Below are 14,837 nucleotides of genomic sequence, written 5' to 3'. Positions count from 1 at the left end.
TCAGCTCCGCTGCGGGGTCGCGCCCCGACCGCGATAGATGAGGATGGTCGCGATGAGGCCCGAGGCCGCCGCCGCCATGAGCCAGAAGCCCGGGGCTGCGCGGTTGCCCGTCATGTCGATCAGCCAGGTGGAGACCAGGGGCGTGAACGTGCCGAACAGGGCCGCGGCGAGGGCGAAGGCGAGCGAGAAGCAGGTGGTGCGCACATGGGCCGGCACCTCTTCGGACAAGGCCGCCACCATGGCGCCGTTATAGACGCCGAAGCACAGGGAGAACCACAGCTCCACCATCAGCATCTTGTTGAAGGTCGGCTCCACCACCAGCCACGCGAGGGCGGGATAGGCCGTCGCCAGCGCCAGGATGGCGATGGTCAGCAGCACCGGGCGGCGACCCACCCGATCCGAGATCGCGCCGCCGATGGGCAGCCAGATGAAGTTGGTGGTGGCCACCAGCAGCGTGACGAGAAGGCTGTCGGTGATGGACAGCTTCAGCACGTTCTTGCCGAAGGTGGGGGTGTAGACGGTGATGAAGTAGAAGGTCACCGTGGTCATGGCCGTCAGCATCATGCCGAGCAGCACGATCCGCCAGTTGGCCAGCATCGCGGCGAAGACTTCGCGCTGGGTCGGGTGCTTCTTCTGCTTGAGGAACTCCGGGGTTTCCTCGAGCGTGCGGCGGATGAAGAAGATGAAGGGGATGATCGCGCAGCCGATGAAGAAGGGAATGCGCCAGCCCCAGGCGGAGATGGTTTCGGCCGGCATCAGCTGGCTCAGCGAGAAGCCGATGATGGCCGCGAAGAAGATGGCGACCTGCTGGCTGGCCGACTGGAACGAGGTGTAGAAGCCCTTGTTGCCGGGTGTCGCGATCTCGAACAGGTAGATCGAGACGCCGCCCAGTTCCACGCCCGCCGAGAAGCCCTGCAACAGGCGGCCGAACAGCACGATGAGCGGCGCGGCGATGCCGATCTGCGCGTAGGTGGGACACACCGCGATCAGCACCGTGCCGGCGGCCATGATGCCGAGGGTCACGATCAGGCCCTTGCGGCGGCCGATGTGATCGAGATAGGCGCCAAGCACGATGGCGCCGACGGGCCGCATCAGCGCGCCGAGCCAGAAGGTGGTGAAGGTGAGCAGCAGCTCGGTGACTTCATTTCCGGTCGGGAAGAACGCCTTGGAGATGGACGTCGCGTAGAAGCCGAAGAGGAAAAAGTCGAACTGCTCGAGGAAGTTGCCGCTCGTCGAGCGCAGGATGGCTGCGGTTCTCGACTTGATCGCAGGCACCTCTGCGGTCGCGGTGGATGGAACGGCGGCTGCCGATGGCCCGACCATGCGTTGTCTCCCATGCCGGCGCAGCCGCTCGCGGCGTCTCTGCGCTGCTTCTTGTTGCTTCGTCCGGCCGTCTGCAGCCCGCCGGTCCCTTGGCGGGAATCCGGCGCAGCCCATCGCATGACGGCATCGGCGGGGAGCCTAGGGGGGAGAACCTGTCAAGAACCTGTCACGTGCGGTGCAACGATCGTCGGATGCGCATGGGCGATCGCCGCCGCGATCATTCGCCTTCGAGCGCCTTCCGCCAGTCGCGGAAGAAGATGCGGCGACGCGACTGGTCCTGGTAGGCCAGAAGCTCGGGGCCCACATGGATCGGGCGCAGCCGTGCGGGATCGGCTCCGGCTTCCGCCGGCGGCGGCATGTCGAGCCGGACAGTGCCGAAGTCCCGACGCGCGAGATCCTCCTGCCCTTCGCGGGACAGAAGGAAATCCAGGAAGAGATGCGCCTGCTCGGGGTGCGGCGCCTGTTTGGGAATGAGGGCGATGCGGGTCATCACCAGCGTGTAGTCCTCGAAGGCCACGACGCCGAGGGCCGGCTCCTCCCGCGCCCGGGCCCGGGCATAGGAGGAGATGGTGTTGTAGGCGAACAGCTGGTCGCCATCCGACACGCGGTCGAGCATGGTGTGCGCAAACGAATAGAATTTCGGCCCGGTCCGCCCCAGGGCCCGGACCAGTTGCCAAGTGTCTGCGGTGATGCGCACATCACTGTTCCAGAACAGAAAACCGGTGCCGCTGCGCTCCGGGTCGTAAGCCGCCACCTTGCCCCGATAGGCCGTGCCCTTCTCGCGCAGGAGGCGGACGAAATCGGCATGGGTGCGCGGCACGTCTTCCGGCGGCACGCGCATCTTGTTGTAGACGAGGACGATGGGCTCCGCCGTGACGCCGAAGGCCTCGTTGCGCCACACCGCCCACGGCGGAAGCATCGCCGTGGCGGGGGATTCGTGGCGCGCGGCATAGCCGTCATTGACCAGCTTGATCTGGAGATCCATGGCGGAACTCCAGGCGATATCGGGACATGGGCGGGGGTCGTTGCACTCCACCACGTCGGAATAGACGTACAGCGAATTCTTGTGCCGGTAGGTCAGCTTGATGTCGGGATAGCGCGCCCGCCAGTGCTCCAGAAGTTCGCCCATTTCCACGAGATCGATGGAAGACACGACGGTGAGCGAACCGGCGGTGCCGGTGCCGACCGAGATCTCGTCAGAGCGGGACTGCGCTTCAGCCGGGCGCCCCCCGACCGCGAGGCCCCCCGCAACGAGGACTACGGCAAGGAGGATTCCGCTCAGGCGCCCTGCAGCCGCCCGAAAGCGTCGCACCATGGACGGCGTGTCGATCCGCCCCCAGTCGCTGCCCATCGGGGCCATCCAGCCGCCTGCCGCACGCACGTCCGCACTCTCTTGAACTTGCTTCCGTTAGCCGGTCTACATTATGCGATGCGACGGGTGTGGTCACGTATGGGGCATCCTTCCCGCTTTGAACCTGGGGCGGTCACGCCTTGCGGCCGGTTGCAGCCCGGCCGGGAGACGGCTTGATGCGTATCCTCATCGTGGAAGACGACCGGGCGCTGGCGAGCGGACTGAAGCGCTCCCTTGCATCCCTCGGCTATGCGGTCGACCACGAGGCCGATGCGGCCGATGCCGTGGGGCTCGCGACCCGCGAGGCGTACAATCTGGTGGTGCTCGATCTCGGCCTGCCCAACGGCAGCGGATATGACGTGCTCAGGGCGATCCGCCGCGCCGGCCTCAAGACGCCCGTGATGATCCTCACCGCACGCGACCATGTGAGCGAGAAGGTGAAGGCCCTCGACCTCGGCGCTGACGATTACGTAAACAAGCCGTTCGCCCTCGCCGAGTTCGAGGCGCGGGTGCGGGCGCTGGTGCGCCGGGGCTTTGGCGTCAGCGACGCCCTGATCGAGTTCGGGCCGCTGCAGTTCGATACCGTGCAGCACATCGCGCGGCTGGAGGGGAGCCCGCTCGATCTCCGCCGGCGGGAGCTCGCGGTCCTGCATCTCCTTCTGGTCCAGGCGGGCAAGCTCGTGCCCAAGGCCCGCCTCATCTCGGAGGTGTTCGGGCTGGACGACGCGGTGGGGCCGAATGCCCTTGAACTGTACATCGCCCGCCTGCGCAAGAAGCTCGGGGCGGGCGGGTTGCGCATCCGCACCGTCCGCGGGCTCGGCTACATGCTGGAGAAGGACTGATGCGCCCCACCCGCCGCTCGCTGAAGCGCGCGGTCCTTCTCAATCTGCTCGCGCCGGTGCTGCTGCTGGCGGTGGCCATCGGCGCCGGCGGCTATCTCACCATCACGTCGGTGGTGGAGAGCTCCCACGACCGCCTCCTCGACGGCTCCCTGATGGCCATCGCCGAGCGTCTGGCGGTCGAGAGCGGCGAGGTGGTGGTGGACATGCCGCAGGTGGCTCTGGGCATGCTCGAAACCAAGACGCAGGACAATGTCTATTACCTCGTCGCCTCGGACGCCGGGCCGGTGACGGGCTATCCCGACCTGCCGCTCGGCGGGATGGCGGCCGCCCTGCCCGGCCAGCCGGTCCACTGGAACGATACCTATCGCGGCAATGCCGTGCGGCTCGCAGCGGTGGCACGTCGCGTCTATGGCGTCGAGCACCCGGTCATCGTCGCCGTCGCCGAGACCCGGCTCGCCCGCAACCAGCTGCGCAACGAAATGCTGCGGAACCTGGGTCTTGCGGAAGCCGTCCTCATCCTCGCCATCGGGGTTCTGGCGTGGGTGTCCGTCGAGCGCGGGCTGATGCCGCTCGCCGACCTCAGCCGGCAGATCGACACGCGCGCCGTCAGCGACTGGCGCGACCTGCGGCCGCTCGATCTGTCCGAGGTGCCGCAGGAGGCGATGGCCCCCGCCACCGCCATCAACGCCATGTTCGAGCGCCTGCGCTCGGCGACGGAGCTGCTACGGCGCTTCACCGCCGACGCCTCCCACCAGATGCGCACGCCGCTCGCCATCGTCAGGATGCATGTGGACCTGCTGCGGCGGGAAAGTTCGGATCCCGAGCTGCGGGGCAGCGCGCTGGCCGAGCTGGACCAGGGCGCCGAACGGCTGGAGCGGCTCATCACCCAGCTTCTCACCCTCGCCCGCGCCGACGAAAGCGCGGTTTCAGCCGCAGGCGGTACGCCATGCGATCTGGGCGAGGTGATCGAGCACGTCATCGCCGAACGCATCGCCGGCATTCCCGCAGACACCCAGGTCTCCTGCCTGATCAAACACCGCCCGCTGCCGCTCGTGTCCGACACGGTGCTGCTGTCCGAGCTGCTGGGCAATCTTCTCGACAATGCGGTGAAATATTCCGGCGCCGGTGGCCAGGTGGTGCTGTGCGCCGACCGCAGCGGCGCTGCCGCCGTGGTCACCGTCGAGGACAGCGGCCCCGGCATTCCCGAAGCCGAGCGCGAGCGCGTGTTCCAGCGCTTCTACCGTGCGCGGAACCAGGCAGACGTGCCGGGCAGCGGCCTTGGCCTTTCGATCGTGAAGGTGATCGGGGACCTGCTGCACATTTCGATCGTCCTTGATGGCAGCCCGGACCTCGGCGGCCTGCGGGTCACCCTGCGCATGGCGCTGTCCCCATTGCTCGGCCATGAGGCGGCGGCCGGAACTGCGGCGCGGGGCTAGACGCGGGGGTCCGCCGGGCCACAAGCGCGCGCTTGGCACCCGGCGTCCCATCCTGGTGCCGGATCGGGTCAATGTCCGCTGGAGCCTTGATTTCGTGTCGGATGCCTTCACGCACGGTCGGCGTCGACGACTTCAGCCGGGAGTGCCTGGCGCTGGTGGCCGACACTCGCTCTCGGCCCATGGTCCCAGCCGAGCGGCGTCGAATGGCACGACATCGCTCCCGGCAAGCCGATGCAGAACGGCTTCGTCGAGAGCTTCAACGGTCGGTTCCGGGACGAATGCCTGAAGGAGACCCTATTCTCGAACCTGGGCCAGGCCCGTTCCGCAATCGCCTGATGGAAGGAGGACTTAAACCTGAACCGCCCTCATTCGGCTCTCGGCAATCGATCCTCCGCCGAGTTCGCCGCAACAATCCTCTGGAAACCCAAGCCGCCTGAGGCCAAAAATCAACCCTCGGACGCTCCTCTTAACCGGAGGAGAAAACGGGCTCAGGTCACCAGATGACACGTCAAGGGACGGGGCGCTTGAGCGGGGAGGGGCGATGACCGAGCAGGGCGTGCTGCGCATATCCATCGGTGTCACCCTGCTGCTGGCGCTGCTGGGCATCGTGTTCGGGCTGATGTCCGGCTCATATGCCATCGTGTTCGATGGCGTCTACGCGCTCACCGACGCCAGCATGACGGTGCTGGCCCTCGTGGTGGCGCGGCTGATCGCGACCTCCACCGCGCCGGGGGCGCCGGCGAAGGGGTTCATCGCGCATTTCACCATGGGGTTCTGGCATCTGGAGCCCATGGTGCTCGGGCTCAACGGCATCCTGCTCATGAGCGCGTCGGTCTATGCGCTCATCAATGCCGTGGGCAGCCTCATGTCCGGTGGGCGGGCGCTCGATTTCGACCAGGCGATCCTCTACGCGGTCATCACCGTGGCGGTGGCGCTGGCAATGGCGCTGTTCGTGCGGCGGGCGAACCGGGCCATCAAATCCGACTTTCTCGCCCTCGATGCCAAGGCGTGGCTGATGTCGGCGGGGCTCACCGCGGCGCTGCTCGTCGCCTTCCTCATTGGCCTTGCGGTGCAGGGCACGCCGCGGGCGTGGATTTCGCCCTATATCGATCCGGTGGCGCTGGCACTCGTCTGCCTCGTCATCATCCCCCTGCCATTCGCCACGGTGAAGCAGGCGCTGGCGGACATCCTGCTCGTGACCCCGCCGGCGTTGAAGGAGCACGTGGATCAGGTGGCCGCCGGCATCGTGGCGCGCTACGGCTTCCTCGCCTTCCGCTCCTATGTCGCGCGGGTGGGGCGGGGCAGGCAGATCGAGCTTTATTTCATCGTGCCCCATGGCTGGCCGCCCATGCGGCTGGAAGACTGGGACGTGATCCGCGACGAGATCGGCGCCGCCATCGGCAACGACACGCCGGACCGCTGGCTGACCATCGCCTTCACCACCGACCCGGAATGGGCGGATTGAGGTCAGCAGTCCGGGAAAATTGGTCAGGCCAATATTCCGCTTGCGGCCTGACCAATCTCAAGCCATAGAGATTTCGCGCGCCAGCTGCCGATATTGGACTGACCAATATCCCAGTGCCGCCGCAGCCGCGAGGGGCGCTCTTGGCCGACCTGACCGACACCATCGAGGCCCTCATCGCCGAACGCGGCCTTCAGCCCGGCGCGCGCCTGCCGGCCGAGCGGGCGCTGGCGGCGGAGCTGAACGTGTCGCGGCCGACCCTGCGCGAGGCCATCCGCCATCTTGCGAGCCGCGGCCGGCTGGTGAGCCGCAGGGGCGGGGGCACCTATGTGGCCGCGCCCGCGGACGCCCCGCTCTCCGAAACCCCGCTCTCCGTGGCGCTCGGCCCGCTGGCCGAGGTGGCGGCGGGGGAGCCGGGCTACTGGCACGACGTGATGGAAATCCGCAAATCGCTGGATGCGGACATGGCGTATCACGCGGCCCTGCGCGCCGGCCCGCAGGACAAGACGAACCTTCAGGCGGCGCTGGAGCATGTCCTCTCCGCCGCCGCCACCGATGCGCAGACGCAGGCCAAAGCCGATTCCGCCTTCCACATGGCGGTGGCCGAAGCCTCCCAAAACGTAGTGATGCGGCAGGTGATGGCGGGTCTCTTCGACCTCCTGCGCGCCTCCATCTCCCGCAGCCTCGAAAAGCTCTACCTCATCCCCAGCACCGCGCAGGCGCTGGACGACCAGCACCGCGCCATCGCCACCGCCATCATCGAGGGCCGGCCCGAGGAGGCGCGCAAGGCCGCGCTGCTGCATCTCGAATTTGTCGAGGAAACCCTGCGCGGGATCGAGGACGACGCGGCCCGCCGCCGTCGCTCGTCCCGCGTCGCCCAACGCCAGCAAGAAAACCAGCAACAGAAAGAACTGACGCCGTGATCATCTCCTCCGCCTCGGACTATCGCGAAGCCGCCCGTCGGCGCCTGCCGCCCTTCCTGTTCCACTACATCGACGGCGGCGCCTATGCGGAGACGACGCTCGGGCGCAACGTCTCCGACCTCACGCTGCTCGCCCTGCGCCAGCGGGTGCTGAAGGGCGTGGGCGAGGTGGACCTGTCCACGACGCTGCTCGGCGAGAATCTCGCCATGCCCATGGCTCTCGCGCCGGTCGGCCTGTGCGGCATGTTCGCCCGGCGCGGCGAGGTGCAGGCGGCGAAGGCGGCGCTCGACAAGGGCATCCAGTTCACCCTCTCCACCGTCTCCGTCTGCCCCATCGAGGAGGTGCGCGCCAAGGTGGAGAAGCCCTTCTGGTTCCAGCTCTATGTGCTGAAGGACCGGGGCTTCATGAAGAACGCGCTGGAGCGCGCCTGGGCGGCGGGCATCCGCACGCTGGTCTTCACCGTGGACATGCCGGTGCCCGGCGCGCGCTATCGCGATGCGCACTCGGGCATGTCCGGCCCCAACGCCGCCGTGCGCCGCATGGTGCAGGCCGCGCTTCACCCCTTCTGGGCTTATGACGTGGGCCTGATGGGCACGCCGCACGATCTCGGCAACGTCTCCGCCTATCGCGGCCACAAGACCACGCTGGAAGACTATGTGGGCTGGCTCGGCGCCAATTTCGATCCCTCCATCGCCTGGCGCGATCTCGAATGGATCCGCGAGTTCTGGCAGGGGCCCATGGTCATCAAGGGCATCCTCGATCCGGAAGACGCGGAGGACGCGGTGCGCTTCGGCGCCGATGGCATCGTGGTGTCGAACCATGGCGGCCGGCAGCTCGACGGTGTGCTCTCCTCGGCCCGCGCGCTGCCGCCCATTGCCGACAAGGTGAAGGGCCGCCTCGCCATCCTCGCCGATTCCGGCATCCGCTCGGGTCTCGACGTGGTGCGCATGGTGGCGCAGGGCGCGGACGGCGTGCTGCTGGGCCGCGCCTTCATCTATGCGCTGGCGACCCACGGCCAGAAGGGCGTCGAAAACCTCCTCGACCTGTTCGCCAAGGAGATGCGCGTGGCCATGACGCTCACCGGTGCCCGCAACCTCTCGGAAATCTCCCGCGAGAGCCTGGTGCGCGACGTGGAGCAGCCGCTCAAGCATCTCTCCGCCGCGGCGGAGTGAGGGGAAAGCGGTGTTGCTTCAAGGCTCGGCCGTCGCACGGCGCCGATCCTAACCCCGCGCCGCCATCTGCGGCGCATAGCCAGCCCGCAGCACCCCCACCGTGGGCCGGGGCGTGAGCACGGTCACGTCCGTGGCCGGCATCGCGACGGGCGGGCCGTACCCGGCGTGGCTCCAGCGGTGGAGCGCGCCGTGATCGACGAGGAAAGCCTCGTCCGGCCGCTCGTCCAGCGCGACGAAGGTGCCGGCCGGGAGATCGCGCAGGGCGGCGCGGAAGGTCACCTTCCGGCCGCGCGCGATGCGGGCCGCGTGGAGCGCCATATCCATGGCGCCGGCGGTCAGGGGCGCGCTCTCGGGCATGGCGAAGGCGCGCCGCCAGGCCTGCTTGAAGGCCTGATAGTCCGCGTGCCGGCATTCCCCGCAGGGCCGGTGACCGGCGGCAAGGGCGACGGCCTCGTCCATGAAGAAGAGTGGCGTGTAGCGGTGCGGATCATCGAGATCGAGACGCCGGCCCCGGAAGGTCGTGACGCAGCAGACCCAGCCGCGCGCGTGCCAGAGCTTCTGCGTGCCGTCCGGCCGGCGCAGGTTGCCCCGGTTGCCCATGAGGAGGCCGCGTTCGGGTACCGCCTCGATGGTGCCGAAGGGTGTCACCCGGTTCTGCCGGTGCGTGCCGCCTGCCATGTCCCATGCCTCCGGGGATGCCCGGCGTCGGGAATAGGGGGAAGGGCGGGCCGCGCCAACCCGGTTCAGCCGGCGGGCTTGTCCTTCGGCCCGTAGGCGGCAAGGAACACCCGCACCGCGCGGCCGACCGTCCGTTCGATGTCCTCGGGCGTCGGCCCTTCGGACACGCCGAACATCAGCCCCTTCACCTGATTGCCCTGGCACAGGTTGATGAACTCGAAGGCGGCGGCCTGGCAGTCGTCCACGTCGAGCCGGCCCAGTTCCACCTGCTTCTGCAGCAGCTCGGCGAGGCGGCGGCCGCCATAGCAGGGGCCGCTCTCGAAGAAGGTCTGGCCGATGGCCGGAAACTTCTCCGCCACGCCGAACACCATGCGCACGAGGCGGATGTGGTTCGGCCGGATCATCATGCTCATGAACGTGACGCCGATGCGCTTCAAAACGCGCCCGACGTCCGCATCCGCCTCGTCGAACTCGAACAGGCGTTCGGCGGACTGCCGGCGGTCGGCCTCCACCAGCGCGCGGAACAGGTCCGCCTTGCTCTGGAAATAGACGTAGATGGTGGCCTTGGAGACCGCCGCGGCGCGGGCGATCTCGTCCATGCTGGCGCCGTCGAAGCCCTTGTGGAAGAAGACGCGGCGGGCGCCGTCGATGATGTCGAGACGCTTCTTCGCCTCCAGATCCTGTTCGGCGGGGGAGGGGGTGTCCGTCGCCTTCGCGCGTTCGAGTGCCTCGTTCATATCCGCCCTCCTTCGGCGGTCTCCTGCATGGAACCCTTCCAGCATTTTGTCAAAGTAATTGACTAAACCGTTCAGTTCAATATAGTGGCTGCAGATTTTGACTAAACCGTTCAGTCAGGCCCCAGCTGGCCGGGAGAGACCAAGGTGGCTCAGATCAACAGGAAAGAGGCGGCAGCGCCCGCCATCACACCCGAACCGCAGACGGATGCGCAGGCCGAAGCCCCCTCGGCCGGCGTGACCGTGCTCAAGGCGCGGCGGGAGGAGACCCCTACCGCCGCTGCGGTGGCGGAAGCCGAGGCGGCGGCCCCGGCCAAGGCCCGCTCGCGCAAGCCCCTCATCTTCGGGTCGGTGCTCGCCGTTCTGCTCGCGGCCGGCGGCTGGTACGGCACCCATTGGTGGCAGGTCGGCCGCTTCCAAGTCTCGACCGACGATGCCTATGTGGCGGCCGACACCTCGGTGATCGCGGCGAAGGTCGGCGGCTACGTGAAGAGCGTGGACGTGGACACCAACCAGTGGGTCAAGGCCGGCGACGTGATCGCCCGCATCGATGACGGCGACTATCGCCTCGCCCTCCAGTCGGCCGAGAACAAGATCGCCACCCAGCAGGCAACGCTGGCCCGCTTCGACCAGCAGGAGACGGCGGCCCGCGCCACGGTCGACCAGATGAAGGCGCAGCTCACCTCGGCCGAGGCCGACCAGAAGCGGGCGCAGGCGGAATTCGACCGGCAGGACAAGCTCGCCCGCTCCGATTTCGCCAGCCGCTCCACCCTCGACAATGCCCGCGCCGACAAGGACAAGACCGCCGCGAGCGTCGAGGCCGCCAAGGCCGCCATCGCGTCTGCCGAGGCGCAGGTGGTGGTGCTCGGTGCCCAGCGCACCGAGGCGGCGCACGTGCTCGACGAGCTGAAGACCGCCCGCGATCAGGCCAAGCGTGACCTCGATTTCACCGTGGTGCGCGCGCCCATCGACGGCGTTGTCGGCAACCGCGCGGTGCAGGTGGGCCAACTGGTGCAGACCGGCACGCGCCTCGTCGCCGTGGTGCCGCTGGAGGGCGTCTATGTGGATGCCAACTTCAAGGAGACCCAGCTCGGTCGCCTGAAGCCCGGCCAGAGCGTCGACGTCTATGTGGACGCCTATCCGGACCACGACTTCACCGGCAAGGTGGTGAGCGTGTCGCCGGCCTCGGGCTCGGTGTTCAGCCTGCTGCCGCCGGAGAATGCCACCGGCAACTTCACCAAGATCGTGCAGCGCATCCCCGTGCGTATCGCCATCGATCCCCGCGTGCTTGCCAAGCATGAACTGCGCCCCGGCATGTCGGTGACGGCGACGGTGGACACCAAGTCCGCTCCCGCCACCTCCACCGCCGCCGCGCCCACCCCCTCGCCCGCGTCCTGACGCGCGCATCCTGAGCCTCGACAGGAGGCGGCCATGGCCGACACCCTGACCCTGAAGCCATCCGCGGCGGGAGCGCCTCCTGCCGCCCCCGCCGCGCATGTGGACGGGCGGCGCATGTTCGCCTTCCTGTGCATGGTGTTCGGCATGTTCATGGCGATCCTGGACATCCAGATCGTCTCCGCCTCCCTCGCCGAGATCCAGGCCGGCCTTGCCGCGTCGTCGGATGAAATCTCCTGGGTGCAGACCAGCTACCTCATCGCCGAGGTGGTGATGATCCCGCTGTCGGGCTTCCTGTCCCGGGCGCTGTCCACGCGCTGGCTGTTCGCGGCCTCGGCGGCGGGCTTCACGCTCATGAGCTTCATGTGCGCGACGGCCTCCTCCATCAACGAGATGATCGTCTACCGCGCGCTGCAGGGCTTCCTCGGCGGCGGCATGATCCCCACCGTCTTCGCCGCCGCCTATTCGGTGTTCCCGCGCGAGAAGCAGCCCATCGTGGCGCCCATGATCGGCCTCGTGGCGACGCTCGCGCCCACCATCGGCCCGACGGTGGGCGGCTATCTCACCGACCTGTTCTCCTGGCACTGGCTGTTCCTCATCAACGTCATCCCCGGCATGTTCGTGGTGCTGGCGGCGGTGACGCTGATCGACTTCGACGAGCCGGATTTCGCGCTGCTCGACAAGTTCGACTGGTGGGGTCTCCTCTTCATGGCGGGCTTCCTCGGCAGCCTTGAATTCGTGCTGGAGGAGGGGCCGACCAACGACTGGTTCGAGGACCAGTACATCGTCGCCTTCGCCATCGTGTGCGGGGTGTCGTCCCTCGCCTTCTTCGCCCGCGTCTTCTCCACGGACCATCCGGTGGTGGATTTGCGCGCCTTCGAGAACCGCAATTTCTCCATCGGCTCGGCCTTCAGCTTCATCATGGGCATCGGGCTCTACGGGCTCACCTATCTCTATCCCGTCTTCCTCGGCCGGGTGCGCGGCTACTCGGCGCTGCAGATCGGCGAGACCATGTTCGTCACCGGCATCGCCATGTTCCTCACCGCACCCATTGCCGGGCGGCTGATGACCAAGATCGATCCGCGCATCATGATGGGCGCTGGCTTCGGCGCCTTCGCGGTGGGCACCTGGTGGGTGACCTACATCACCAAGGACTGGGATTTCTGGGAGCTGTTCGTCCCCCAGATCCTGCGCGGCGTCGGGCTGATGATCGCGATGATCCCCATCAACAACATCTCGCTCGGCACCATGCCGCCGGCGCAGCTGAAGAACGCCTCCGGCCTGTTCAACCTCATGCGCAATCTCGGCGGCGCGGTGGGGCTCGCGCTCATCAACACGGTGCTGAACAACCGCTGGGACCTGCACCTCGCCCGCCTGCACGAGCATGTGGAATGGGCGAGCGCGGCGGCCGTGGAGCGGCTGGACACCATCACCGCCGGCTTCGCCAAGCTCGGCTCGGATGCCTCGGCCGCGGCGCTGAAGCAGATGGCGGCGATCGTGCGCCAGCAGGCGCTGGTGATGGCCTTCTCGGACGTCTTCTACCTGCTCACCTTCCTGTTCGTCGCTTTGGTGCTCGCCGCGCCTTTGATGAAGCGGCCCAAACCCGGCGCCGGAGGCGGCGGGGGGCACTAAGAGGTTCCGGCGCTGGAGGCGGCGGGGGGCACTGACGGGCTTTCGGCACCGTCACTGTCCCGTCCCTGAGGGGCGGGACGGCGTCGCCGCCGCGTGCGGAATGATCTTCTGACAATTCGGTGATGTCCCGGGCCGGAACCCCGTTTTCCCGCGGGCGTTGGGGTCCGGTCGTGCCGCGCACGGCTGGCGAAGCGCGCCATTTGGTGCGAATGCTGCACTGCACAGCTGCCGCTCGGCTCCAGAGCGACTGCCCCCATCAGCCACAGGCACCCGTCCGAAGGAGGATCAGGCACCCATGGCGAGCTCTCCCGATCTCGATATCAACCGGCGCGAGGTCATCCTCGCCGGGGCCGCCGCGGCGGTCGCCTCCTCCCTTCCCGGCGGCGCCGAGGCCCAGCCCGCGCCGCTGCCGGCGGGGACCGGACCCAACCACGCGACGGTCTCCCTCACCGTCAACGGCGTCATCCGCGAGGTGGAGGTGGACACCCGCACCACCCTCCTCGACCTCTTGCGCGAAACCCTCCATCTCACCGGCACCAAGAAAGGCTGCGACCACGGCCAGTGCGGCGCCTGCACGGTGATCGTGGACGGTCGGCGGATCAATTCCTGCCTCTCCCTCGCGCTCATGCACGAGCACCAGAGCGTGACCACCATCGAGGGGCTCGGCTCGCCCGACCAGCTCCACCCCATGCAGGCGGCCTTCGTGGAGCATGACGGCTACCAGTGCGGCTATTGCACCCCGGGGCAGATCTGCTCGGCGGTGGCGGTGCTCGCGGAGGTGAAGGCCGACATTCCGAGCCATGTCACCGACGATCTCACCGTTCCCGTCGAACTCACCGAGGCGGAAATCCGCGAACGCATGAGCGGCAACATCTGTCGCTGCGGCGCCTATTCCAACATCGTGGAGGCCATTGTCGAGGTGGCCGGGAGGCGCGCATGAAGCCCTTCACCTACGAGCGCGCCCTGAGCCCGGCCGATGCCGCGGGCGCGGCGGCGGCGACCCCCGGCGCCCGCTTCATCGCCGGCGGCACCAACCTGCTTGATCTCATGAAGCTGCAGATCGAGACGCCCGCCCACCTCATCGACGTGAACGGCCTCGGGCTCGACCGCATCGAGGCAACCGACGACGGCGGCCTGCGCATCGGGGCGCTGGTGCGCAACACCGACCTTGCCGCTGACGCACGGGTGCGGCGGGATTATCCGGTGCTCTCCCGCGCCTTGCTGGCGGGGGCTTCCGCGCAGTTGCGGAACAAGGCGACCACCGCCGGCAATCTGCTCCAGCGCACACGCTGCCCGTATTTCTATGACCCCGCGCAGGCCTGCAACAAGCGCGCGCCCGGCAGCGGCTGCGCCGCGCTCGGCGGCTATTCGCGCCAGCTCGCGGTGATCGGCGGCTCGGACGCCTGCATCGCCACCCATCCGAGCGATATGGCGGTGGCCATGCGCGCCCTCGATGCGGTGGTGGAGACCGTGCAGCCCCACGGACGCACGCGCCAGATCGCCATCGCTGACTTCCACCGCCTGCCCGGCGACACGCCGCACATCGAGACCGCGCTGGAGCCCGGCGAACTCATCACCGCCGTGACCTTGCCGAAGCCCGTGGGCGGGCGGCAGGTGTATCGCAAGGTGCGCGATCGTGCCTCTTACGCCTTCGCTCTCGTCTCCGTCGCGGCGGTGATCCAGGAGGACGGCACCGGGCGCATCGCGCTGGGCGGCGTGGCGCACAAGCCGTGGCGGGTGGAGGCGGCGGAGGCCGAGCTGCCGCGCGGCGCGAAGGCCGTCTCCGAGCGCCTGCTCGCCGGCGCGAAGCCGACCAACGACAACGCCTTCAAGATCACGCTCGTGGAGCGCACCCTCGGTGCCGTGCTGGCGGACGGGAGGAACTGAGC

General features: G+C 68.2%; 13 protein-coding genes and 1 pseudogene. 10 read left to right on the top strand and 4 right to left on the bottom strand.

Features of this window, described 5'->3' with window-relative positions:
• Both tcuC and ACT54R_RS09485 read right to left on the bottom strand, forming a co-directional pair.
• A complete protein-coding gene (tcuC, locus tag ACT54R_RS09490; protein ID WP_476325679.1) occupies positions 1–1,323 on the bottom strand; it encodes a tricarballylate/proton symporter TcuC in 1,323 nt (440 codons plus the stop codon).
• 217 nt (positions 1,324–1,540) lie between these two features.
• Complete coding sequence (locus tag ACT54R_RS09485) at positions 1,541–2,704, bottom strand: ABC transporter substrate-binding protein (protein ID WP_476325677.1); 1,164 nt, start codon at positions 2,702–2,704, stop codon at positions 1,541–1,543.
• Between the two features lie 146 nt (positions 2,705–2,850).
• Between ACT54R_RS09485 and ACT54R_RS09480 the strand changes: the two genes are divergently transcribed.
• The 6 genes and pseudogenes from ACT54R_RS09480 (at position 2,851) to lldD (ending at position 8,509) form a co-directional block, all read left to right on the top strand.
• Complete coding sequence (locus ACT54R_RS09480) at positions 2,851–3,516, top strand: response regulator (RefSeq protein ID WP_476325675.1); 666 nt, start codon at positions 2,851–2,853, stop codon at positions 3,514–3,516.
• Positions 3,516–4,952 carry a sensor histidine kinase N-terminal domain-containing protein gene (locus tag ACT54R_RS09475; protein WP_476325673.1) on the top strand — a complete coding sequence of 479 codons (1,437 nt, stop codon included), beginning with the start codon at positions 3,516–3,518 and terminating at the stop codon, positions 4,950–4,952. The genes ACT54R_RS09480 and ACT54R_RS09475 overlap by 1 nt, the downstream gene beginning before the upstream one ends.
• A gap of 16 nt (positions 4,953–4,968) precedes the next feature.
• Positions 4,969–5,456 (top strand): annotated as a pseudogene (locus tag ACT54R_RS09470) (integrase core domain-containing protein); the annotation flags it as partial.
• A gap of 37 nt (positions 5,457–5,493) precedes the next feature.
• Positions 5,494–6,417, top strand: a complete 924-nt coding sequence (locus ACT54R_RS09465) for a cation diffusion facilitator family transporter (protein ID WP_476325671.1) — start codon at positions 5,494–5,496, stop codon at positions 6,415–6,417.
• A gap of 140 nt (positions 6,418–6,557) precedes the next feature.
• Complete coding sequence (locus ACT54R_RS09460; protein ID WP_476325669.1) at positions 6,558–7,337, top strand: FCD domain-containing protein; 780 nt, start codon at positions 6,558–6,560, stop codon at positions 7,335–7,337.
• Positions 7,334–8,509, top strand: a complete 1,176-nt coding sequence (gene lldD, locus ACT54R_RS09455; RefSeq protein WP_168458427.1) for an FMN-dependent L-lactate dehydrogenase LldD — start codon at positions 7,334–7,336, stop codon at positions 8,507–8,509. Before ACT54R_RS09460 ends, lldD begins: the two co-directional genes overlap by 4 nt.
• 48 nt (positions 8,510–8,557) lie before the next feature.
• On the opposite strand, the gene ACT54R_RS09450 is transcribed toward lldD, so the two are convergent.
• A complete protein-coding gene (locus ACT54R_RS09450; protein ID WP_476325667.1) occupies positions 8,558–9,187 on the bottom strand; it encodes a hypothetical protein in 630 nt (209 codons plus the stop codon).
• Positions 9,188–9,252: 65 nt separating this feature from the next.
• Positions 9,253–9,924 (bottom strand): TetR/AcrR family transcriptional regulator, encoded by a 672-nt coding sequence (locus ACT54R_RS09445; protein WP_476325665.1) that lies wholly within the window; start codon positions 9,922–9,924, stop codon positions 9,253–9,255.
• A gap of 144 nt (positions 9,925–10,068) precedes the next feature.
• On the opposite strand from ACT54R_RS09445, the gene ACT54R_RS09440 reads away from it, so the two are divergent.
• The 4 genes from ACT54R_RS09440 to ACT54R_RS09425 all read left to right on the top strand — a co-directional run bounded on the left by ACT54R_RS09440 (position 10,069) and on the right by ACT54R_RS09425 (position 14,835).
• Positions 10,069–11,319: an HlyD family secretion protein gene (locus ACT54R_RS09440; RefSeq protein WP_476325663.1), complete on the top strand. Its 1,251-nt coding sequence runs from the start codon at positions 10,069–10,071 to the stop codon at positions 11,317–11,319.
• Positions 11,320–11,352: 33 nt separating this feature from the next.
• Positions 11,353–12,948, top strand: a complete 1,596-nt coding sequence (locus tag ACT54R_RS09435; protein ID WP_476325661.1) for a DHA2 family efflux MFS transporter permease subunit — start codon at positions 11,353–11,355, stop codon at positions 12,946–12,948.
• Between the two features lie 295 nt (positions 12,949–13,243).
• Positions 13,244–13,888: an aldehyde dehydrogenase iron-sulfur subunit PaoA gene (paoA, locus tag ACT54R_RS09430; protein WP_476325659.1), complete on the top strand. Its 645-nt coding sequence runs from the start codon at positions 13,244–13,246 to the stop codon at positions 13,886–13,888.
• Positions 13,885–14,835: an FAD binding domain-containing protein gene (locus ACT54R_RS09425; RefSeq protein ID WP_476325657.1), complete on the top strand. Its 951-nt coding sequence runs from the start codon at positions 13,885–13,887 to the stop codon at positions 14,833–14,835. The genes paoA and ACT54R_RS09425 overlap by 4 nt, the downstream gene beginning before the upstream one ends.
• The last annotated feature ends 2 nt before the right edge of the window (positions 14,836–14,837 follow it).

The sequence above is a fragment of the Xanthobacter sp. DMC47 genome, from assembly GCF_056313845.1.
Note: the sequence above shows the minus strand (reverse complement) of the source record. Positions and strands in the feature narration are given on the sequence as shown.

Excerpts from the sequence above, each read along its gene's own strand:
- ACT54R_RS09475 (WP_476325673.1), top strand. The coding sequence starts at position 3,516 with ATGCGCCCCACCCGCCGCTCGCTGAAGCGCGCGGTCCTTCTCAATCTG.
- paoA (WP_476325659.1), top strand. The coding sequence starts at position 13,244 with ATGGCGAGCTCTCCCGATCTCGATATCAACCGGCGCGAGGTCATCCTC.
- ACT54R_RS09425 (WP_476325657.1), top strand. The coding sequence starts at position 13,885 with ATGAAGCCCTTCACCTACGAGCGCGCCCTGAGCCCGGCCGATGCCGCG.
- ACT54R_RS09450 (WP_476325667.1), bottom strand. The coding sequence starts at position 9,187 with ATGGCAGGCGGCACGCACCGGCAGAACCGGGTGACACCCTTCGGCACC.
- tcuC (WP_476325679.1), bottom strand. The coding sequence starts at position 1,323 with ATGGTCGGGCCATCGGCAGCCGCCGTTCCATCCACCGCGACCGCAGAG.
- ACT54R_RS09445 (WP_476325665.1), bottom strand. The coding sequence starts at position 9,924 with ATGAACGAGGCACTCGAACGCGCGAAGGCGACGGACACCCCCTCCCCC.
- ACT54R_RS09480 (WP_476325675.1), top strand. The coding sequence starts at position 2,851 with ATGCGTATCCTCATCGTGGAAGACGACCGGGCGCTGGCGAGCGGACTG.
- ACT54R_RS09435 (WP_476325661.1), top strand. The coding sequence starts at position 11,353 with ATGGCCGACACCCTGACCCTGAAGCCATCCGCGGCGGGAGCGCCTCCT.
- ACT54R_RS09465 (WP_476325671.1), top strand. The coding sequence starts at position 5,494 with ATGACCGAGCAGGGCGTGCTGCGCATATCCATCGGTGTCACCCTGCTG.